Source organism: Rhodocytophaga aerolata (genome assembly GCF_030503435.1).
Taxonomy (GTDB): Bacteria; Bacteroidota; Bacteroidia; order Cytophagales; family 172606-1; genus Rhodocytophaga; species Rhodocytophaga aerolata.
Genome location: NZ_JAUKPO010000009.1, coordinates 186701 through 207205, shown reverse-complemented (window position 1 = coordinate 207205; position 20505 = coordinate 186701). Strand labels below are relative to the sequence as shown.

The 20505-nt window shown below is 41.0% G+C and carries 20 protein-coding genes; 12 read left to right on the top strand and 8 right to left on the bottom strand.

The features are described 5' to 3' along the window. Positions 1-8: 8 nt before the first annotated feature. Positions 9-248: a hypothetical protein gene (locus Q0590_RS17355; protein ID WP_302038848.1), complete on the top strand. Its 240-nt coding sequence runs from the start codon at positions 9-11 to the stop codon at positions 246-248. A 177-nt stretch (positions 249-425) separates the two neighbouring features. Next, positions 426-1013, top strand: a complete 588-nt coding sequence (locus tag Q0590_RS17350; protein WP_302038847.1) for a hypothetical protein — start codon at positions 426-428, stop codon at positions 1011-1013. Positions 1014-1090: 77 nt separating this feature from the next. On the opposite strand, the gene Q0590_RS17345 is transcribed toward Q0590_RS17350, so the two are convergent. Continuing rightward, positions 1091-2896, bottom strand: a complete 1806-nt coding sequence (locus Q0590_RS17345) for a M61 family metallopeptidase (protein WP_302038846.1) — start codon at positions 2894-2896, stop codon at positions 1091-1093. Positions 2897-3106: 210 nt separating this feature from the next. Beyond that, the gene (locus Q0590_RS17340) at positions 3107-3703 is read right to left on the bottom strand and encodes an acyl carrier protein phosphodiesterase (protein WP_302038845.1); all 597 of its coding nucleotides are present in this window, start codon (positions 3701-3703) and stop codon (positions 3107-3109) included. Positions 3704-3814: 111 nt separating this feature from the next. Between Q0590_RS17340 and Q0590_RS17335 the strand changes: the two genes are divergently transcribed. Beyond that, complete coding sequence (locus Q0590_RS17335; RefSeq protein ID WP_302038844.1) at positions 3815-4327, top strand: FKBP-type peptidyl-prolyl cis-trans isomerase; 513 nt, start codon at positions 3815-3817, stop codon at positions 4325-4327. A 51-nt stretch (positions 4328-4378) separates the two neighbouring features. On the opposite strand, the gene Q0590_RS17330 is transcribed toward Q0590_RS17335, so the two are convergent. Both Q0590_RS17330 and Q0590_RS17325 read right to left on the bottom strand, forming a co-directional pair. Beyond that, on the bottom strand, positions 4379-5704 hold the full coding sequence (locus Q0590_RS17330; RefSeq protein ID WP_302038843.1) for a NupC/NupG family nucleoside CNT transporter: 1326 nt from the start codon (positions 5702-5704) through the stop codon (positions 4379-4381). 144 nt (positions 5705-5848) lie between these two features. After that, entirely contained in the window at positions 5849-7501 is a 1653-nt protein-coding gene (locus tag Q0590_RS17325; RefSeq protein WP_302038842.1) for a S8 family peptidase, read from the bottom strand. 379 nt (positions 7502-7880) lie between these two features. On the opposite strand from Q0590_RS17325, the gene Q0590_RS17320 reads away from it, so the two are divergent. Both Q0590_RS17320 and Q0590_RS17315 read left to right on the top strand, forming a co-directional pair. Beyond that, positions 7881-8276 (top strand): hypothetical protein, encoded by a 396-nt coding sequence (locus Q0590_RS17320; RefSeq protein ID WP_302038841.1) that lies wholly within the window; start codon positions 7881-7883, stop codon positions 8274-8276. 125 nt (positions 8277-8401) lie between these two features. Next, a complete protein-coding gene (locus Q0590_RS17315; protein WP_302038840.1) occupies positions 8402-8818 on the top strand; it encodes a septal ring lytic transglycosylase RlpA family protein in 417 nt (138 codons plus the stop codon). Positions 8819-8866: 48 nt separating this feature from the next. Here Q0590_RS17315 and Q0590_RS17310 read toward each other — a convergent pair whose 3' ends face one another. The 4 genes from Q0590_RS17310 to Q0590_RS17295 form a co-directional block, all read right to left on the bottom strand. After that, a complete protein-coding gene (locus tag Q0590_RS17310; protein WP_302038839.1) occupies positions 8867-9910 on the bottom strand; it encodes a hypothetical protein in 1044 nt (347 codons plus the stop codon). Positions 9911-9962: 52 nt separating this feature from the next. After that, positions 9963-10733 (bottom strand): LytR/AlgR family response regulator transcription factor, encoded by a 771-nt coding sequence (locus Q0590_RS17305; RefSeq protein WP_302038838.1) that lies wholly within the window; start codon positions 10731-10733, stop codon positions 9963-9965. A 94-nt stretch (positions 10734-10827) separates the two neighbouring features. Further along, entirely contained in the window at positions 10828-11913 is a 1086-nt protein-coding gene (locus Q0590_RS17300; RefSeq protein WP_302038837.1) for a sensor histidine kinase, read from the bottom strand. Positions 11914-12044: 131 nt separating this feature from the next. After that, positions 12045-12434 carry a T9SS type A sorting domain-containing protein gene (locus Q0590_RS17295; RefSeq protein WP_302038836.1) on the bottom strand — a complete coding sequence of 130 codons (390 nt, stop codon included), beginning with the start codon at positions 12432-12434 and terminating at the stop codon, positions 12045-12047. 258 nt (positions 12435-12692) lie between these two features. Here Q0590_RS17295 and Q0590_RS17290 point away from each other — a divergent pair, with 258 nt between their 5' ends. The 7 genes from Q0590_RS17290 to Q0590_RS17260 all read left to right on the top strand — a co-directional run bounded on the left by Q0590_RS17290 (position 12693) and on the right by Q0590_RS17260 (position 20492). Next, positions 12693-13289 carry an RNA polymerase sigma factor gene (locus tag Q0590_RS17290; protein WP_302038835.1) on the top strand — a complete coding sequence of 199 codons (597 nt, stop codon included), beginning with the start codon at positions 12693-12695 and terminating at the stop codon, positions 13287-13289. Positions 13290-13302: 13 nt separating this feature from the next. Further along, positions 13303-14649 carry a TonB family protein gene (locus tag Q0590_RS17285; protein ID WP_302038834.1) on the top strand — a complete coding sequence of 449 codons (1347 nt, stop codon included), beginning with the start codon at positions 13303-13305 and terminating at the stop codon, positions 14647-14649. A gap of 157 nt (positions 14650-14806) precedes the next feature. Next, positions 14807-15688: a cysteine synthase CysM gene (cysM, locus tag Q0590_RS17280; RefSeq protein WP_302038833.1), complete on the top strand. Its 882-nt coding sequence runs from the start codon at positions 14807-14809 to the stop codon at positions 15686-15688. A gap of 173 nt (positions 15689-15861) precedes the next feature. Next, positions 15862-17127 (top strand): erythromycin esterase family protein, encoded by a 1266-nt coding sequence (locus Q0590_RS17275; RefSeq protein ID WP_302038832.1) that lies wholly within the window; start codon positions 15862-15864, stop codon positions 17125-17127. Between the two features lie 66 nt (positions 17128-17193). Further along, positions 17194-17781, top strand: a complete 588-nt coding sequence (locus Q0590_RS17270; protein WP_302038831.1) for a methylated-DNA--[protein]-cysteine S-methyltransferase — start codon at positions 17194-17196, stop codon at positions 17779-17781. 215 nt (positions 17782-17996) lie between these two features. Then, positions 17997-19478, top strand: a complete 1482-nt coding sequence (locus Q0590_RS17265) for a circularly permuted type 2 ATP-grasp protein (RefSeq protein WP_302038830.1) — start codon at positions 17997-17999, stop codon at positions 19476-19478. 66 nt (positions 19479-19544) lie between these two features. After that, on the top strand, positions 19545-20492 hold the full coding sequence (locus Q0590_RS17260) for an alpha-E domain-containing protein (protein ID WP_302038829.1): 948 nt from the start codon (positions 19545-19547) through the stop codon (positions 20490-20492). The last annotated feature ends 13 nt before the right edge of the window (positions 20493-20505 follow it).

Genomic DNA, 20505 nt, shown 5'->3' with positions numbered 1-20505 from the left:
TAAACTATATGAGAGTAATTGCTGATATCCCTCACGAGGCATGCAAGATAACTGTATTTGCCTGGAATAGCAGATATATTATAAAACTGGAAAAAGGGTTGCTTGAGCAGACTTATAAGGTTGATGAATTTGAACTCAACGGCATTGATGATATAAAAAAACTCCTGAATGAAAAATTCATGCAGCAAGCCCTGGAACGGTTTGCTGCTATGCGTTCCAGTTTACAGGCAGCTCTGGAGCAAATTTAAGTTTGCATGGGGGACAATCAGGCATAAAACTTGGCATAAGAATAGATGAATTAACACTTACAACGTTTTTTTGTTATACAAGATAAAGTACTCCGGTGCATGGCTTATGGGAGCAGATCAGGGAAGAGCACGTTTACTTTTTATCTTTTCAATTGATTAATAATATAATATTAGCCTATGTCTTTTGCCGAAAATATACTTGATAAGCTTTTTTCAAATGGAAATGCGCCTAATGAGCCATTTGTGAGTGAAATTCTGGAACGCAGCAAGAATGATAAAGCCAGTTATCAGAAGTGGATGCAGGAAAACAAACACAAAGAATTAAGCCAGATTTACTCCCTGTCTCACTTTCTAAAAAAGCGGCTTATTACCTGTTCTGCCAATGTGCATATTTTTAACTCCAGGTCAGCAAATGCTTTTTCTATCTCTTGTTGCAAATACATTGATGCCAAAAGTTTCCAGCATTACTTTGATTTTTTAAAAAACCGGGTATTGGAGAAAGGTTACGAATTGCAGCATTCGGACAGAGAGATTATTGACCGGATTCACTATATTGAAACCATTGACCGGCATTACCTGAAATTTCCGGAGATTATGCTCCCTACAGATAAGATTAATCAATTGTATGGAAATATCCAGATAGAGCACATTACCATAGACGACCGGCCGAGCTACATTAAATTAATGGCTTCTTACCAGTTGGATTCTAAATTTTCTGAACCCATTAGTTTCGACAAGCTTACCAGACATCTGTTTGATTTTTAAGCTGAAAGATTATATAGACCAAATAAAAAGCCTGTCCGATAGCTGGACAGGCTTTTTCGTTGTTATTCTGGCATGTATTACATATGGAGCCATTTTGCTAATAACGCTTCTTGTTGAGGAGTTGCATTTGCGACCCGCTGCATACGGTAGCTGATATTCGGATTCTTCAATACTACGGTTTCCAATGTCTGTAGTATGCCTGCCCGGTTAATGAGGATATTGATTTTATCTCCTACTTTTTTGGTAGCCATAATCCTGTTCAAGTCATCGTTTACCCGGTAATTATCAATGGCTAGTATTTCATCATTCACATTCAAGCCTGATTCGTAGGCTGTGGTTCCGCGCATCACTGAGGTGACCATTAACTTTCCATTCGTGTTGGATGTATTGGCTCCCAGATAGGGTTCATTTTTTCCTTCCCCAGCATTTATTAGTTTCAAGCCTACATATCCCAGGTATTGGTTATAATCTATAGGCTCAGTACCATACACATATTTCTGAAAAAAATCATTCAGGGATTTCCCGGCAACTTTTTCTACAGCCGCCTGCATCTCCGCCTCTGTGAAACCTCTTTTCTGCTTTTTAAAATATTCATTGTATAATAACCGGAGTACATCATCAAAGCTTTTTTGCCCCTGCGTATTATTTAAAATTTCCAGGTCCAGTAACATACCCAGAATAGCACCTTTGGTATAATAAGAGATTGAGGTATTATTAGAGTTTTCATTCGGACGATAATATTTAATCCAGGTATCGAATGAAGATTCAGCAGCCGATTGCACTTTGTTACCAGGAGCATTCTCAATAGTTCCGATATTGCCAGTGGCTGTATACAGGTATTCATCCGGGCTGCTGAGTCCTACCCGTCGTAACAGGTAATCGTCATAATAGCTGGTAATTCCTTCAGAAACCCATAACAAGGTGGTATAATTCTCATTTTCGTAATCAAAAGGACCCAAAGCTTTAGGCCGGATACGTTTCACATTATATAAATGAAAATACTCATGAGCTACCAGACTCAAAAAGCCACTATAGCCAGCTTCAGAACCATAATTCCAGCGGCCGGTTTGCAAGGTTGTGGAATTTAAATGTTCCAGGCCGCCTCCGCCACTTTGCAGATTATGAACAATAAAGGTGTAATGCTCATAAGGTATCTCACCAAAAATACCGGTAACTTCTTCTACAATCGTCTTCATGTCTGCCAATAGCCGCTTCTCGTCATAGTTGCCTTCGCCATACATGGCTACCCGGTGAGGTATATTCTGCACGGTAAACTCCATTATTTTATGTGTGCCTACTTCTATCGGGGAATCTACTAACACATCATAATTGGGAGATTTTAACACAAATTTATCAGTAGCAGCGGCAGATAATCCGGTAGAAATCTGGTTCCACTCTTTATACGGTTTAATAGTTACTGTAGCAGGAGTAGCCATTAATTCTTTCACAAACATAAAAACCGCTGCCGGTTGAATATATCCATGGCTTGCATCCAAAAAAGGAGTACGCACACTAATTTCAAAAGCATACACTTTGTAGTTCACAGTTATTTCATCGGCAGAATTGCTGGACACACGCCATGTATTTTTGTTAACCTTTTCCCATTTTAATGCTTGCCCCTTGCTATTTTTGGCTGAAAATGCTTCTACATTCCTGGCATATTCTCTGATCAGGTAAGAGCCCGGTGTCCAGACTGGCATTTTAAAGTCGATGTACTGTTTTTTGTAGCCGCTTACTTTCATCTGTACATCAAAATAATGGGTGTGGGGTTCATCCATAGAGACAGTGTAAGAAATCTGGGGAGCTGCTTGTAGAAAACTACTGGTTATCAGGCATATCCATAGCAAGAATATAAGCCGCAGTGCTGTTCTTTTTGAAATCATTGGTTAGTGACAAAAGGATTTTTTAAACAAGTGGCAAAAATACCTATTTTCCATAGGAAAAATAAGATACTAGTACTTGTTTAAGAAGTTTTATATGTATGGAAAGATTTTCAAACTATTTCTCTTCCATCCTATGCTCTACAAGAAGTATAGAAAGAGCTGCCTGGTTGTGTAGATTAAAGCTCAGCTATCATAGTATTGCAGACAGCGTTAGGAGGATTTCAAGTTGATGCTGCACCACTCTTGTACGTATTCTATAACAATAGGAAAAAAATTAAGAAACTCTTTGCTGTAGGCTGTATAATCTCTTTCCAGATCATGGATAGCCAGCTCCATATTAGACAGAAAAGTTGTCCGGCGGGCCATTCCCTGCAATACACTGGCTACTCCTTCTATCTGTGCATACGATACTAACCAGTTTTGCTGTTGCATATAGTGAAACATTTCGTGCATGGTTACCGGTAATACAGCTTTGTGCTCATTAATCAGAGAATAGGTTTTAGTCGCAAAAGCAGGTAGGGATTCTTTGGAAAACACCGACCAGTTGCTAGCTAGAAAATGGTCGTAAAAGATGTCAACTATCACTCCGGCATATTTATGATAGGCTGGCTGTAATCTCCGGATGCTTTGCCTGACTACCGGGTGAGTATCAGTAAAGGTATCAATCAGGCGATGCAAGGCAATTCCTTTAACTACATTCTCTGGCAAATGGGCAGCAGGTTTGCCCTTTACAAAATCAGCTATAAAGTTTCCGACCAGTATTTCTTCCGAGTCGCCAGATAAATATAAGTGTGCTAGAAAATTCATGCCTGTTCCAAAATACGAAGGTTCTCTCAATAATTTTACTAAAATTGTAGTTATCTGCTGGTATTATACGTATACTGGCTAAAAGTTTTGTGAACACACTTTATTTAAATTATGACTGTCAACGAGAACAAAGTAGTATCATTAACTTACGAGTTAAGAACAAATGATGAGAATGGCCAGCAAACGTTAGTAGAAAAGGTAGAACAAGATAACCCTATGGTATTTCTGTATGGGGTGGGCGGTTTGCTGGAACGTTTTGAAGATAATATCAAAGGATTAGCTGTAGGAGACCCTTTCGAATTTTCTATTGATCCGGAAGAAGGATATGGAGAATTTGATGAAGAAGCGGTTGTTAGCCTTCCGAAAGATGTTTTTAAAGTAAATGGAAAAGTAGATGAGACGATGTTGCAGGTGGGAAACTTTATTCCGATGACCGACAATGAGGGAAACCGGCTGCAAGGCAGAGTATTGGAAGTAGAATCAGAAAATGTGGTAATGGATTTTAATCATCCGCTAGCCGGAAAAAATATGCATTTTAAGGGTACCGTAGTAGGTGTACGGGATGCTACCTCGGAAGAACTTGCGCACGGACATGTACATGGCGAAGGTGGCCATCATCATTAAGTTAAACAGATGAATGAATAATGACGAGTGATTATTCATTCATCTTTCCCATTATTCCGCATCGCCAATTAAGGCTCCGGCTACTGTGGCCGACATCATACAAGCCAGGGTAGCGCCAAGCAAGGCTGTAAGTCCCAGCCTGGACAAATTTCCCTGCTGATTGGGAGCCATACTGCCAATTCCTCCTATCTGAATAGCAATGGAACTAAGGTTAGAGAACCCACACAAGGCATAGGTAGCTATAACAATTGACCTTGGACTCAGTATTCCTTCAGCCTTCATCTGCGACAAGCCTAAATAACCCACAAACTCATTGATGGCTGTTTTCTGCCCCAGTAAGCTGCCTACTTCCAGCGAATCTTTCCATTCAACCCCCATAATAAAGGCCAGTGGCCTAAAAATCTGACCAAGGATATACTCAAAAGAAAAACTCTGGAAACTTCCGTTACTGCTTTGTTGCACCCAGGTATTCAACCCTATAGCCTCACCGATTAAGTTAGCCAGTATATAGTTCAATAAGGCAATAACCGCAATAAATGCCAGCAGCATACCTCCAATATTTAACGCCAGTTTTAAGCCGTCTGCTGCTCCGGTAGACATTGCATCGATAATATTTACTCCCAGACTTTCTTTATTCACCCTCAATTTAGTATCTATCTTATCTTTCTCAAGTTCAGGCAATAGCATTTTAGCCATTACAATTCCTGCCGGGGCATTCATAATAGAAGCACTCAGCAAATGGGCAGCAAACTGGGCCCTTAGTACAGGATCGTCTCCCCCCAAAAAAGTTACATACGCCGCCAACACGCCTCCAGCTATGGTGGCCATACCTCCTGTCATTAAACATAGGAGTTCTGACTTGGTCATATTTGGTACAAAAGGCCGCACCAACAAAGGAGCTTCCGTTTGCCCAAGAAAAATATTTCCTGCGGCTGATAAACTCTCTGCTCCTGAAAGGCGCATGGTTTTGGACATAACCCAGGCTATACCAAACACAATTTTTTGCAAAACGCCCAGATAATACAAACCCGCAGAAACAGTAGAAAAGAAAATAACGGTAGGCAACACTTGAAAAGCAAAAATAAACCCCAACTGATGGGTTGCTTTGGGGTCATCGGTGGCATAACTAGTTGCCAACTCTCCGAATACAAACTTGGCCCCTTCTTTTGAAAAATCCAGAAAAATAACAAAGCCTCTGCTGACCGTTGCAAAAATATCCTGTATAAAAGGCACCCTAATTACTAAAAAGCCAAAGATCAGTTGTAGCAGAATACCAATACCAACCAGTTTCCAGTCAATGTTTTTTTTATGTTTTGAGAATAGAAATGCGATAAACACCAGAACTATAATCCCTATAGCACCTCTGAGATAATACATCCGTAAGTAAGGTTGATTGATGAAGATAAAGTACAATAATACTACTTTACTCTATAAAAGTAAAAGTTAATCCCTGCGAACACCTAAAACAAAACAAAAAGCCTGCAATGATAAATTGCAGGCTTTTTGTTTTGTTGATGCCTTTTACTTTTGCGTAGTAATTTGCTGGGCCATTTTTACGGCTTCCAGTGCATTTACAATACCACCAGTGATGGATAAGTCAGTAAAAGAAATGGTTTCTCCTTTTTTTCCACCAGGCTTATTTACTTCAGCGTCTGAATATTTTACAACAGATTTTATCACAATATCTTTTACTTGTTCAGCTGAAAGCTCAGGAAAGTATGACATAAGCAAGGCTGCCACACCACTGGCTACCGGAGCTGCCATACTGGTACCATTCTTATTTTCGTATTTCTGGTCAGGCGTAGTTGAATATATATCTACGCCAGGTGCAAAAAGATCAACGGAAGACTTGCCGTAGTTGGAAAAGTTTCCAACAAAGTTAGTATTATCTCCCCAGGAAGATGCCCCGATCTCCAGCCAGTTTTTGGCTTCGTCTTTCGATTTTTGCAACTTACGGGTAGGAAAATTCCGTGCTTCATCCAGATTTTCGCCATCGTTGCCAGCTGCATGAATAAGTAGTACGCCTTTAGATTCTGCATATTTTACGGCTTTGTCTACGGCTTCTTTGTTAGGAGAGTAATCCTTACCAAAGCTCATATTGATAATATTCGCTCCATTATCTACGGCATAATATATGGCATTGGCTATGTCTTTATCCCGCTCGTCTCCATTCGGAACCGCCCGGACAGGCATAATCTTCACATTATCGGCAATACCCATAATGCCCAGGTTATTTTTACGGTCGGCGGCTATTATTCCAGATACGTGTGTACCATGGGACGGGTCTGGACCTTTTACGTCGTTATTACCATACCCTTTTTCATCCAGATTCTGATAATTGTCGCCAACGATAGAACGGGGATCGAATTCTGTGTTGTATCCAAATTTCAATCCCTTATTAAAGTACTCTTCGGCCTCTTCCAGGTATTTTTCCGTAATGCTGTTTTCCAATGCATAGGCTAATACAGCTTTAGACTGCTTTGTCATTTCATCGGTTGCATTCACTTTCTCTAGATCTTCTGCGGTTATTTCGCCTTCTTTGTCTAGCTGAGTTTTAATAAGACTATTCGCTATTTTATAGATTTCAGCAAACTTCTGGAAATCGTTGTACTGGTCTTTAAGTTCGGTTACTTTTCGTTCGTACTCCTTTTTTACTTCCTCATAATAGCTATGTTCTGCCCTGTCTTTCTTGCGGATTTTCTTCATTCCGTCAAACTTCTTTTTCAGCCGGACATATTCGCGGGTTAGTTCATAGGTATCTGCATCTACATTTTTGCCATCTTTTCCACCTATAAAATTCCATCCATGTACATCGTCTACATACCCGTTTTTATCATCATCTACTCCATTGCCGGCAATCTCTTTCTCATTCGTCCAGATTACTGATTTCAAGTCTTCATGGTCTATGTCCACCCCACTGTCTATCACACCGACTACAATCGTACGGGAAGGCTTATTGCCCAGTAATTCATACGCTTTGTTGGAGCTTACACCCCGTATATTATCTGTGGCTTTGTCCAGGTGAAACCAGTTTTCTGGTGCTTTACTGGTAGAATCTTCAGGAGGGGTTGTTTCCTGATAAAAGGCAGCATAGGAAGCATTTGCTTTTTCTGCCAGGAATAAATTAGTCTGTAAGGCAAGTACGCCCAGAACAAGATACTGTGTTAACTTCATTAGCTTTTTCTTATAACTAAAATTTAAAATTAGCAAGATATTATTGGATTGCGGATAAGCTTATTACATTATTTCTTCAGACATAGTTCTATTCATCAAATACCGCTGTTAAACTCCATGCTGACAAATACACGCCCGGACAGGTATGCTATAAGTATTCAGCCGGAAAACTGGTTGCCTTTCCTTAGTAACTTTTTGTTACTACTTGTTTAACTCACAAGCAGTATATATAGTTAATTGTTTTTCTAAAAAAATCCTTTACTCCACTGCTATTTTACCACTCATCAACCGTATAGTTCTTCCATTGATTTTTTTTGTAGGGACAGGTTACTTTGCCATGCTTTCTCCACTAAGGAATAAATTTCAATAACTTATCCCTATGCATACTAAATCCATTCTTTTATCCAGTCTGCTGACCTTGCTCCTAGTCTCTCTTTTTGCGTTCAAAAGTGCAGAAGATACACCTAAACGGGTAGTATACATGCAGGTATCTACCATAGAATCTATTATTCCAGGAGGCTTGGGCCGCTCTAAAATGATTATTACCCTGCCTGATGGAAAACAGAACGATGCCGGTTTGGAAAACTTCTACAGTCTGGCAGGTATTAATTTTGGCAATGTACAGAGCAACGAGCGGTCGATTATTACTAAAATTAACCAGATTACCTCTGAAGGTTGGGAGTTGCACCAGGTAACTTCCGGCGTACAAAGCCCTTCTGATGGAAATGCCCAAGGAATATTTATTACCCGGTATTTATTTAAGAAGGAAATGTAGTAGAAATGGAGGAGCTGGTAAAATCCGGTAACCATCTGTTCATCTTTTCAAACCACCAGGATAGTATCAACTACTCAAGCGTCTGATTTCTTCTTAATTCATCTATATTGCTTATTTTCGCCTCTATGAATGAGGTAAAAAATGTACCAAGCATAAAAATATTGATCCAGGCACTGGTACTACTACTGGTGCTTGGATTGTTTTCTTGTAAAACAGCCTCCTCCCCTCCTAGTAAAGAAAAGGCCAAACTCCGCACCGAAACAGGCATGGCATCTTTTTATGCCAACAAACATAACGGTAAGAAGACGGCTAGTGGGGAAAGATACCAAAGCAGTAAACTGACGGCTGCCCATAAAACACTCCCATTCGGTACGATGGTTAAAGTAACCAATCTTTCAAATGGCAAAACCGTAGAGGTACGCATCAACGACCGTGGCCCATTTGCCCGTGGCCGTATAATTGACCTCTCCCGAAGCGCTGCTAAACAAATTGATATGATCAATGCTGGCGTTACCAAAGTGAAATTGGAATATAGAAAATAAAGCCTTTCTCCTCTATTCTTCTTTTAAGTAGCTAACCGTCAGTTTTCCTTACTCGGTATCCGCTCTTTTGCCAGGCAAATCTATCCAGCCAGGAATAAATATATCTACCGTATCGGCCATGCCATATTCATATTGACGGTTGGATATTTTATTGCCGTACGCATCTACTTCTTCGGTTTGCCATCCTCCTCTGGTGAATTTGAATTCTATATATTGTTTTTTGGCAGGCAATGTTATGGTATATAGGTTTTTCTCTATTTGTTGAAGTCTGTAATTTTTATCGCCCGCATACCAGCTATTAAATGTTCCTACTATATAGATGGGAGCATCGGAAGGCGTATTTTCTGCTGTACGCACCCTGAACGTTACAAAGGGTTTGTTTACTTTTTCAATGTCCTTCCACCCTGGTATGGATAAATGAACGGTATCTATCCGGCCATAGGTAAATTGCCGGTTGGGTATGGGTTCACCGAGTTCATCCACTTCTTCCCGCCACCATCCGCCCCTGGTAAACTTGTATTCAATAGTACCGGCTTGTTTGGGTACTTGTATGGAGTAGGTGCCGTTTTGGTTTTTTGTTAGCATATATTTTTCATCCTCTGGATTCCAGTTATTGAAGTTGCCTGCAATGTAGAGGGGTTCATTTGCAGGCGTTTGTGATGGGGGCTTTACTACAAAGGTGACCAGATCACAATCTACCGGGCCGAGGTCTTCCCAGCTTAGAATCTGTGTGTATAAGGTATCTGCTTCCCCATAGGTGAAAGTGCGGTAAGGCTGCTCATGGCCGCACCCATCACGCTCTACGGTTGTCCAGTCGCCGCGGGTAAATTTATAAGTAATTTTACCAGTTCCCCTGGGCAACCTAATGGAATACGTACTATCAGAATTCCGCCGGAGCATATAATTCTGGTCTCCAGGATCAAATACATTGAAATTTCCAGTAACAAACAACACAGATCCTTTTGGTGTATTGCCAGGTATATCTTTCACCACAATCGTTACCTTTTCACAAGAAAATAACGTACTGCTAAGTAGCAAAAGCACCAGCCAGACAGCTATTTTATGTATTTTTTGCTCAGGCACTGTAGACATTGTTTGGATAATATTCATTTCCTCATTTTCATTTTTTAATGCTCGAATTGACTTAGCCATCCATCCAATCCAGAAAGTCGGGTACTTTTACCCGGCTAATCAAGATCTCGTCATCTACTGGCGGAAGTAACATTACCTTTAGTCGGCTGTTGAAATACTTATGCACATCGCCAATGGCAGTAATGCGGGCTATATATTTCCGGTTAATCCGGAAAAAATACTTAGGATCTAGCAGGCGTTCGAGCTGGTCGAGGGTGTAGTTGATAATATATTTTTTCTTATCGGTAGTTACTAAATATACGGTATCGTCATCTGCATAAAAATAGGCTACCAGCTCTACATCAATGTGTTTGATACGGTCGCCTATCTGGGTGACAAAGCGGCTTTTATATTCTTTTTTATTTAGCTTAATAAGTTGTTCTACCTGCTCGGCACTGAAAAAGGCCTGTGTGGGCGCTGCAAACTTTTGTTTCAGCGTAGCATATTTCTTTAAAGCCAGTTTCAGAGCTTCTTCTTCCACCGGCTTCAGCAGGTAGTCGATGCTGTTTACTTTAAACGCCTGAATGGCATATTCATCATAGGCAGTAGTAAAAATTACAGGAGCTTTTACTTCCGTATGCTTGAATATATCAAAGCTCAGCCCGTCGGATAGTTGAATATCCATAAAAATAAGGTCCGGTTCATTGGGTTCTTCCAGCCATATAATACTGTCTTCCACCGAATCTATACACTCCCACACCGTAATGTTTTTGTCGCACAGCGCCAGCAGCCGTTTTAGTTCTTCCTGAGCAAAAGGCTCATCTTCTATAATCAATACTTTCATGTGTGAATAATTATTCATTAACATGTTAATTTTTAATGGCATTCATGAATGCTAAGCATTTGATTGTCAATGGTCACATAGATTTTGCATCTGCCTATTTATTTATCCTGTTGGCTGTTTCAGAAAGCATGCTCGTTTCATACACTTTCTCCAGCAAGGGAACTCTTACTTTGAAATAATCTCTGTTTTCTTCAATAATAATTTTCCTATCGGTAATAAATCCATAGCGGCTACTGATATTTTTCAGCCCGATATTTGAAGAATACTCCCGGACCTCTTTCTTCTGCAGGTTATTGGTAACCGTAATATGATCGAACATATCGGCATAAATCTGAATGGTTAGTGGTTTTTTGTGAGATACTATATTGTGTTTAATGGCATTTTCTATCAGCATTTGGAGAGTCATGGGTGCAATAAGTTTATGCTGCATTTTTTCCGGAATATCAATTTCTACTTTCAGGTTTTCGCTGAATCGCAAGTGAATCAGGTAAATAAATGACTGCAAAAAAGTGAGTTCTTCTTTCAGGCTTATTACCTCTTTATCCCGGTTCTCCAGTACGTAACGGTAAACCCTGGCCAGTTGCCTGACAAATTTAGCTGCCGTATCCTGGTTGGTATAGATCAACGAAGAAAGCGTATTCAGGCTATTAAACAGAAAGTGTGGATTTACCTGATTCTTAAGCATTTCAAAGTGGAATTCAATATTTTCTTTCTTAAATCTCTCCAGCTCTGCCAGGGAAAACCGCCATTTGTTGAGCAGGTACAATCCCAGATCCACGAAGGTAGAGGCAAGCACAGCCAGCAGCACCACCGTATTGACAATCAGTTCATCGGAAAGCTTAACAAACTCATCCGGATTAATCAGCCGCTGCACCATTAGCCTCCGCAGCACCAGCATTACTAACAGCGAAAGCAGCATATTGGTACCTGCCTGAACAAAAAAACGACGCTTCGTATCGCCATCCCAGGGATAGGTTACATCCAGGCGTTTGTTGATTTGCCGCATACCTTCTACAATTACTGCTGCCAGCAGGATGGCGCCTAGGTAGTCTGTCCAGACTATTTCATAATTCCGGTAAAGGAGTTTAAAAACAAGGTCCAGCAGCAGTTTCAGAAAAAAACCTTTCAGAAGAATACTTAACCACCGCCACCACATGGTTTTTTGGTATAATGGAGCCATAAGGCTTATCATATTGAATAGAAGTAAATGTAAGCAGATTTATGCAAATCCTGGACTTTATCCGGTCGCACAAACAGGCAGGCACTTATACCTATTATGTACAAGTTCCTGCCTGCCGTACGAAGCTTAAATTATTTTATTTCCACTTCTTTTTTATAAACTTTGTTCAGGCTTGCAATTTCAAAGGTGTACATGCCTTTTGCCAAACCTTTGGTTACATAGTCAGAATTGATCAGGCCGTGTTTGCCCAATTTTTCTTCACTGATTAGTTTTCCATAGCTGTTATATACTTTTATAGTTACCTTCTCCTGGGTACCTTTTGCCACATGTACGGCAATATTGCCATTGTTACGTGGAAAAACTGATGCCTGAAAAGACGTATAATACGCTGCCGGTGGAGTAATCCGGGCTTCTTCTGCAATGGTAGTGGCAGATATAGTATTCATGGCTACTTCCTGGGCAAATACAGCAGTAGAAAATAAAGTTACTACAAGGGCGAAAGTCAGGGATAGAGTTTTCATAGTTGTATTGTTTTATAGTATGTGAGTTGTTTTTTTATTTATTGATGAATCAAAGATACAGGCTACTATTTGTGGAAGAAATGGCTTATCGGCCACATTCATTTTCAGGGGGGTGAACTGCATAAGAAGCAAGGTGAACTTACGGCCAGGTAAGTAAACTGTATAGATAGAGGGTTTTGAGACTCTACCAAATAATGTGTACATTTAATAAATTAGGTCTGCTACCCAGTATTTATTGCCTTGAACTGACAGAATTACATGTTTTTTAAAAGACTCTTCAAGAAAAAACCTTCCAACGAAGATGCCGACCTGATCAGGCAGTATAAGCAAACACTGGATACAGCTTTTGCCGGTGAACTTTATGGCCGCTACACGCACCTGGTCTATGGTGTTTGCCTTAAATATCTGAGAAACGAGGAAGACAGCAAAGATGCGGTCATGCAGATTTTTGAGAAACTTCTGATTGAGTTGAAACACCATGAAGTAAGTAATTTTAAAAGCTGGCTTCATGTACTGGCTAAAAATCATTGCCTGATGTGGCTTCGTTCGGCCAGAGTACGGCACGAAAAAAGCATTATTACCTATGATGTAAAGCCAGATATGGAAAATGAGGAATATTTGCATCCTCTAGGGGAGGAAGAAAATGGAACCTTAGAAGAAAATCTGGTTGCTCTGGAAAAAGGCATTCAGGAACTGCCAGTTGAACAAAAACGGTGCATAGAATTGTTTTACTTGCAGCAGAAATGCTATAAAGAAATTACCGAAATTACCGGTTACGACCTGAAGAAGGTAAAAAGTTATATCCAGAATGGTAAACGTAACCTGAAAATTTACCTGGATAAAGACCATGAGTAAGCCTATAATACATATGAAACAGAATACTGAGGACAATCATTTGTCTTTGCAACTGATGCAAGAGTACCTGGAAGAAAACCTTCCGGAGCGGCAGATGCATCAGATAGAAAGGCATTTATTGGATTGTGAACTTTGTGCAGATGCCATAGAAGGCTTATCGTTTGTAAAAGACCCCGAGCAGCTAGACGATTCTGTTAATTACTTGAAACGCAAAATCCGTAAACGTAGCCTTCGCGAACCTTCTTTAAAAAGAAAAAAGAAAAAAAACCCCTTGCTCTGGCGTCATATGAGTGTGGCCGCTGCCACCATTATATTAGTGGTAGGCAGTATTCTGGTGTTTAAGTTAAATACGCATAAACCTGCTATACAGTCCATTTCGATGACTAAAGCAACAGAAGAACCATCGTCTGTACCTGTTTCGCCTGAGCTTGCTGCACCAGCTCCTGTTTACTCCGATGCGTTGCCTACAGAAAAAAATACGCTGAATGCCAAGACAAATGCCGGAGCTAACTCAGCTAAACCGGCAGCTCAAAAATTAACATTGAAGGCTCCTTCCGGAAAAACTGTAACAGATTCGGATGCCGGGCTAGCTCCTGAAATAGCTATTGATCAGATTGAGGAAGAGTTGAAAGATAATGAAGCTATTGTTTTACAAGAAGAGCAAAGTATACGTCCGGTGCCTCCGGTAAGTGAAGCGAAAAGAGAATCTGCGCCCGGAGAAATTTTATCAAGCAAACGAGCCGCAGCGCCTTCAAGTGCGGTAGGAATTACGCAAAATTTCATCACCATAACTGGCAAAGTAGCAGCAGCCTCCGATACGAATCTATTTTTACCGGGTACTAAGGTCAATATCAAAGGTACCAATACCTATGTAATGACTGATTACCGGGGGAGGTTTTCTCTTGCTACCCCACCCAAAAGCACCTTGATTTTCAGTTTGGAAGGAATGAATCCGGCAGAAGTAACCGTGGTGGACCGCAAGCCTATACAGGTGTTGCTGAAACGGGAAGGCGAAGAAGAAACTGAGGAAAAACCTGTAGAGGAAATGGTGGAAGAAAATAACTTATCCTATAAGCCCCAGCCGGAAAATGGCTTGATGAGTTACCGAAATTACCTCAAAAAAAATCTGCAATATCCGGCTGAAGCCAGAAAAAACAACATACAGGGCAATGTACGGGTAGAATTTACTGTAAATGCAGATGGCCAATTAGCTGATTTCTCAGTTAAAAAAGGGTTAGGCTATGGCTGTGATGAAGAAGCTCTCCGCTTAATAAAAAATGGCCCTGCCTGGAAGCCAGCGGTTTACAATGGCAAAAAAGTAGACCGGAAAATTACTGTCTACGTTCCATTCAAACTGTAGATTTCTATATGTATCTTCTAGTAAATTCTTCCTCACTTCATGTACATACTTTTTAAAACTGAACACCCAATTTTACTGTTATAAAAATAATTACTGAGCACAGGTGATTTTTTATACCTTCTGCCCGACAAACCATTAATTTTGATAAAATTGCAAAATGGCTACATTACTGAATTTTATTGGAAACACTCCCTTAGTAGAGTTAAAAAATATTAATAAAAACCCAAAAGTTAAATTACTTGCCAAACTAGAAGGCCACAATCCGGCAGGCAGTGTAAAAGACCGGGCTGCATACGGCATGATCAAAGGAGCTTTAGACCGCGGAGAACTAAAACCAGGCATGAAATTGATTGAGGCCACCAGTGGAAATACAGGCATAGCCCTGGCCATGATTGCCCGGCTGTTTAATGTAGATATTGAGCTGGTAATGCCTGAAAATGCCACCAAAGAACGGGTAGCCACCATGCAAGCCTATGGAGCCAAAGTGATCCTTACCTCTGAACAAGGCTCTATGGAAGAAGCCATCGATTATACGCACCAGAAAGTGTCTGAAGGCGGCTACCTGATGCTGAACCAGTTTGCCAATCCGGATAATTATAAGGCTCATTACGAAACCACTGGTCCGGAAATATGGCATGATACTGAAGGTACAGTCACCCATTTTGTTTCGTCTATGGGTACTACTGGTACCATTATGGGCGTATCCAGATACTTGAAAGAGCAAAATAAAGCCGTGCAAATTGTAGGTGTACAACCGACGGATGGTTCACATATTCCTGGTATACGCCGCTGGCCGGAAGCCTACCTACCTAAAATTTTTGAACGCGAAAGAGTAGATACGATAATTGATGTTTCGGAACAAGATTCTATAGACATGACCAGGCGGCTTGCCAAAGAAGAAGGTGTTTTTGCCGGTATGAGCAGCGGCGGAGCCGTACTGGCAGCTATTAAACTAATAGAACACCTTAATTCGGGCGTAGTGGTATGTATTATCTGTGACCGGGGCGACCGCTATTTATCTTCGGACATTTTTGGCTAAACTATACTCACCTATGTCTTTTTTAACCCGCTACCGCCTATAGCGGGTTAATTATTTTTAAAAAACCTGTTTTACAGTAATCATTCACCGGCGTTCATCCGTAATAAAGAATAAGACTTTCTGAGACAGGCTATTTGTCCTTATTTTTTATTGTGGATAAATTTTTTACTGCTATGAACGCACAACCAGCTCCACAAATTGACCTCGACAAACTACTAGACCGTATTGGAGATGCCCAGTATGTATTATTGGGCGAAGCTTCACACGGTACGCATGAGTATTATACCTGGCGCAGCCAGATCAGCAAACGGCTGATTTTAGAAAAGGGCTTTTCCTTTATTGCGGTAGAAGGCGACTGGCCCGATTGCTACCGGATCAACCGCTATGTAAAAGGTTATGCAGATGCCGGATTAAATGCTCTGGAAGTGCTACATACCTTCAACCGGTGGCCTACCTGGATGTGGGCAAATTGGGAAATAGTAGCGCTTACCGAATGGCTCCGGAAATATAACCAGAGCCTACCCTACGGAAATAAGATAGGTTTCTATGGCCTGGATGTTTATAGCCTCTGGGAATCTCTGGATGCTATGGTGAACTATTTAAAAAAAGAAGATCCGCAGGCAGCCAGAGTAGTAGAAAGGGCTATCCAGTGCTTTGCCCCTTATGGCGAGGAAGGACAGGAATATGCCATGGCTACCAAATATTTTTCTGAATCTTGCCGGGATGAACTTATCCAGGTATTGCAGGAAGTACGAAAAAAATCCCTGTCCTACGATCATGATCTGGAAGCATCGTTGAATACGGAGCAAAATGCCATTGTCGCCTTAAATGCGGAACGGTACTATCAGGCCATGGTGTCGTTTGGAGCAGAGTCATGGAATATCCGCGATACCCACATGGCCGAAACTCTGGACCGGCTGGTAAAATTTCATGGAGAAGGGGCCAAGGCAATTGTCTGGGAACATAATACGCATATTGGGGATGCCAGATATACGGACATGCGGCATGAAAATATGGTAAACGTAGGTCAGTTAACCAGGGAAGTGTATGGAGAAAAAAATGTAGTATTGGTTGGCTTTGGTTCGTATGAAGGGTTGGTCATTGCAGGTGATGCGTGGGATGCGCCTATGGAAAAAATGATCGTTCCTCCGGCTAAGCCCGGTAGTGTGGAAGCCCTGCTGCATAATGATGGGCTCGGCAATCAACTACTGATATTTGACAATCCGGAAATCCGCCAGCGGTTTGATAAAAAATTAGGACACCGGGCCATTGGGGTAGTGTATCATCCGGAACGGGAAAGGTTTGGCAATTATGTAGCTACCTTGCTTCCCTCCCGCTACGATGCCTTTATCTTTTTAGATAAAACACAAGCATTGCATCCGTTAAAAATACATCCGTCCGGTCACCAAACACCGGAAACCTTCCCTTTCGGTGTGTAGAAGATAGGCTAAATATGAAAATACTACCTTCCCAAAACCGATTGGACTACTTTCATCCAACAGGTTTTGTTTTCTTGTCAGCTAGGCAAAATTAACCGGATTAGCCTTTCATCCTATCCGGATCATCCCTATATTGGCATCATTCATTTTAGAAAGATGGAAGCCACCTACACTACCTATTACTCCTCTCCTATCGGCCTTATCAAAATCATTGGTTCTACGGATGCATTACATCAGATGCTGTTTGTAGAAACCAAAGATGATTATACGTCAGACAATGTACCTCCTTTGTTTACTACCTGTATACAGCAGTTAAATGATTATTTCCGAGGCCAGTTGAAAAATTTTACACTACCTATGCTGTTTGAAGGAACGTCTTTTCAGCAGCAAGTATGGACAGAGCTAAGTGCTATCCCCTACGGCCGTACGACTTCTTACATAGCTCTCGCCCGTAAATTAAAAAACTCCAATGCGGTGCGGGCCATTGGCAGCACCAATGCAAAAAATAAACTGTGTATAGTTGTGCCCTGCCACCGGGTAATTGGTAACGATGGAAGTTTGGTAGGTTATGCCGGAGGCTTATGGCGCAAGCAGTGGCTGCTGGAACATGAACGGGGATTTACAGGCCAGCGGCAATTAACGTTATTTGGGTAATATCATTTGAGTATAGCCAGTAAACAGTATTTTTCTTACTAAACTTCTTTCGTTGAAAAGAAAGATTCTATAATTATACCATTTCCATAAATTATTGCAATTAACCTATTTTGATAGTATAAAATTACGCCACAGCAAAAATACTTGAAATAAAATTTTACATATACTTTATTTTTATATATTTTAATTGGGTTATATCTTATACCTATTCCCTTATGACCCAATCTACGCAGCATCAGTTTACCTCTGATGTTCTTACTAATTATCCGCTGAATCTGGCATTGCTGGATGAAGTGTTTAATAAAGAAGGCAAAGTAAATACGCATTATACTAAAGTACTCGATCAGTTCTCCTGTTACTCTGTAGAAGATTTTAAAGAATTGAATGAACACGCCAAACTATCTTTCTTTAATCAGGGAGTAACCTTTGCCGTATATTCTGATAAATCGAAAGGCGTAGAGCGGATATTTCCTTTTGACTTATTTCCAAGAATAATCCCGGCTGCTGAGTGGCAACGGCTGGAAGAAGGCATTATTCAACGGAACATGGCCATTAACTGGTTCATCCACGATATTTACCATGAAAAGCTGATTTTAAAAGATGGCGTAGTTCCGGCAGAACTTATCTTCAGCTCTAAGCACTATACCAAAGCTATGCTGGGTATGAAACCGGTAGGAAACATCTACAACCATATATCCGGTACTGACCTGATTAAACACAGTGACGGGCAATATTATGTATTGGAAGACAATGTCCGCACTCCTTCCGGCGTAAGTTATGTACTCTCTAACCGGGAAGCCATGAAAAAAACACTCTCTGGGCTTTTCAGGAAATACAATATCCGGTCGGTGCAGGATTATCCCCAGCATTTACTTTCCATGATGCAATCGGTAGCTCCCGAAAGTGCAGATAATCCCAATTGTGTGGTGCTTACGCCAGGCATGTACAACTCTGCTTATTACGAGCACTCGTTTCTGGCCCATAACATGGGTATTCCGCTGGTAGAAGGCCGCGATTTGTTTGTAGATAAGAATTTTGTGTACATGAAAACAATTTACGGCCCTAAACGGGTAGATGTGATCTACCGCCGCATAGACGATGATTTTATAGATCCGCTGGTTTTCCGGCCAGATTCTGTGCTGGGTATCCCTGGGATTATGGCTGCCTACCGGGAAGGGAATGTTACCTTAATTAATGCACCAGGTACCGGTGCTGCTGACGATAAAGCGGTGTATAGCTACGTTCCGGCCATTATTAAATATTACTTAAATGAAGAACCTATCCTAAATAATGTGCATACCTACCGCTGCGAATTGGAAACTGATTACAAATATGTAATGGAACACATGGAGGAACTGGTAATAAAACCGGTGGATGAATCTGGTGGCTATGGTATTCTGATCGGTAGCCGGTCTACAAAAGAAGAACGGGATGAGTTTAAGCGGATCATTACTGCCAACCGCCGCAAATATATAGCACAACCGGTGATGTCACTATCCGTCCATGCCACCTTTATAGAAGAAGAAAATGTATTTGAACCCAGGCATATTGATCTGCGGACGTATGCGCTGCTTGGCAAAGACAAACAATTTGTGCTCAAAGGCGGCCTCTCCAGGGTAGCCTTACGCAAAGGCAGTTTAATTGTCAACTCTTCGCAGGGCGGTGGCTCCAAAGATACATGGGTGTTGGAAGAGTAAATAAACCCCATCCATGTTTTCATCACCTGTCACTAATCATTTGTTTATTATCATTACCCCATATACATGCTTTCAAGGATTGGAAATAGTTTGTTCTGGCTGGGCCGTTACATCGAAAGGGCCGAACATATTGCCAGATATACCAAAGTGCAATATGTGTCTTCTCTGGATGCGCCCTATGCCCAGGGCCGCGAATTCGTATTGGAATCCATTCTGGATATGATCGGCATCAGCTATCAGTATTATGCTTCTTATTCTCAGTTAACAGATGAGGATGTATTGTTTTTTGTAACCCTAGATGAAAACAATCCCTTGTCCATTCATTCAACGATTGGCTATATCCGGGAAAATGCCAGAGGTGCCAGGGATTCTATCTCCTTGGAATTGTGGGAAGCCATCAACCGTTTTTACCACAGTATGAATAACTATACGGTAGTGAAATTGCATAATGAAGGTATTCATGAGTTTTCGCAGAAAGTGGAAGAAAACAGCTCTGTACTAAAAGGGTGCATAGATAATACCCTTATGCGCAACGAAGCCTGGATGCTGATTTGCCTGGGAATTCATATGGAACGTGCCATACAGGTAGCCAGAATTTTAATTACCAAAGTAAAAGACATTGAAAAGATTGACCCGGCAAAACTAGGGGGTCCGGTAGAAAATTACCAGTGGACCACTTTACTAAAAGGAGCCGAGTCATTTGATATGAATAAAAGGCATTATAAAGCAAACCCTAACCGGCGCAACTCCCTGGAATTTTTAATGTTTAACCAGGCGTTTCCTAAATCTATTGCCTACAATTTGGACGTGGTGCATAAAAATATTCAACAAATTGCTTTTCATGATGAAAAAGGATCAAACTCCCTGGATTTTATGGCGGGCAAACTGGCCGGACAGTTTAAATACACCACTATAGAAGAAACGGAAAAACAAGTAACAGAATTTCTGACTTCTACGCTTGATAAAATCAATCAGATGGCTAACAAACTCTTGGAAAAACACCTCATCTATTAACCTGACCTATTTC

Coding starts and splice junctions, on each gene's coding strand:
- Q0590_RS17355 (WP_302038848.1), top strand. CDS start 9: ATGAGAGTAATTGCTGATATCCCTCACGAGGCATGCAAGATAACTGTA.
- Q0590_RS17350 (WP_302038847.1), top strand. CDS start 426: ATGTCTTTTGCCGAAAATATACTTGATAAGCTTTTTTCAAATGGAAAT.
- Q0590_RS17345 (WP_302038846.1), bottom strand. CDS start 2,896: ATGATTTCAAAAAGAACAGCACTGCGGCTTATATTCTTGCTATGGATA.
- Q0590_RS17340 (WP_302038845.1), bottom strand. CDS start 3,703: ATGAATTTTCTAGCACACTTATATTTATCTGGCGACTCGGAAGAAATA.
- Q0590_RS17335 (WP_302038844.1), top strand. CDS start 3,815: ATGACTGTCAACGAGAACAAAGTAGTATCATTAACTTACGAGTTAAGA.
- Q0590_RS17330 (WP_302038843.1), bottom strand. CDS start 5,704: ATGTATTATCTCAGAGGTGCTATAGGGATTATAGTTCTGGTGTTTATC.
- Q0590_RS17325 (WP_302038842.1), bottom strand. CDS start 7,501: ATGAAGTTAACACAGTATCTTGTTCTGGGCGTACTTGCCTTACAGACT.
- Q0590_RS17320 (WP_302038841.1), top strand. CDS start 7,881: ATGCATACTAAATCCATTCTTTTATCCAGTCTGCTGACCTTGCTCCTA.
- Q0590_RS17315 (WP_302038840.1), top strand. CDS start 8,402: ATGAATGAGGTAAAAAATGTACCAAGCATAAAAATATTGATCCAGGCA.
- Q0590_RS17310 (WP_302038839.1), bottom strand. CDS start 9,910: ATGTCTACAGTGCCTGAGCAAAAAATACATAAAATAGCTGTCTGGCTG.
- Q0590_RS17305 (WP_302038838.1), bottom strand. CDS start 10,733: ATGAAAGTATTGATTATAGAAGATGAGCCTTTTGCTCAGGAAGAACTA.
- Q0590_RS17300 (WP_302038837.1), bottom strand. CDS start 11,913: ATGGCTCCATTATACCAAAAAACCATGTGGTGGCGGTGGTTAAGTATT.
- Q0590_RS17295 (WP_302038836.1), bottom strand. CDS start 12,434: ATGAAAACTCTATCCCTGACTTTCGCCCTTGTAGTAACTTTATTTTCT.
- Q0590_RS17290 (WP_302038835.1), top strand. CDS start 12,693: ATGTTTTTTAAAAGACTCTTCAAGAAAAAACCTTCCAACGAAGATGCC.
- Q0590_RS17285 (WP_302038834.1), top strand. CDS start 13,303: ATGAAACAGAATACTGAGGACAATCATTTGTCTTTGCAACTGATGCAA.
- cysM (WP_302038833.1), top strand. CDS start 14,807: ATGGCTACATTACTGAATTTTATTGGAAACACTCCCTTAGTAGAGTTA.
- Q0590_RS17275 (WP_302038832.1), top strand. CDS start 15,862: ATGAACGCACAACCAGCTCCACAAATTGACCTCGACAAACTACTAGAC.
- Q0590_RS17265 (WP_302038830.1), top strand. CDS start 17,997: ATGACCCAATCTACGCAGCATCAGTTTACCTCTGATGTTCTTACTAAT.
- Q0590_RS17260 (WP_302038829.1), top strand. CDS start 19,545: ATGCTTTCAAGGATTGGAAATAGTTTGTTCTGGCTGGGCCGTTACATC.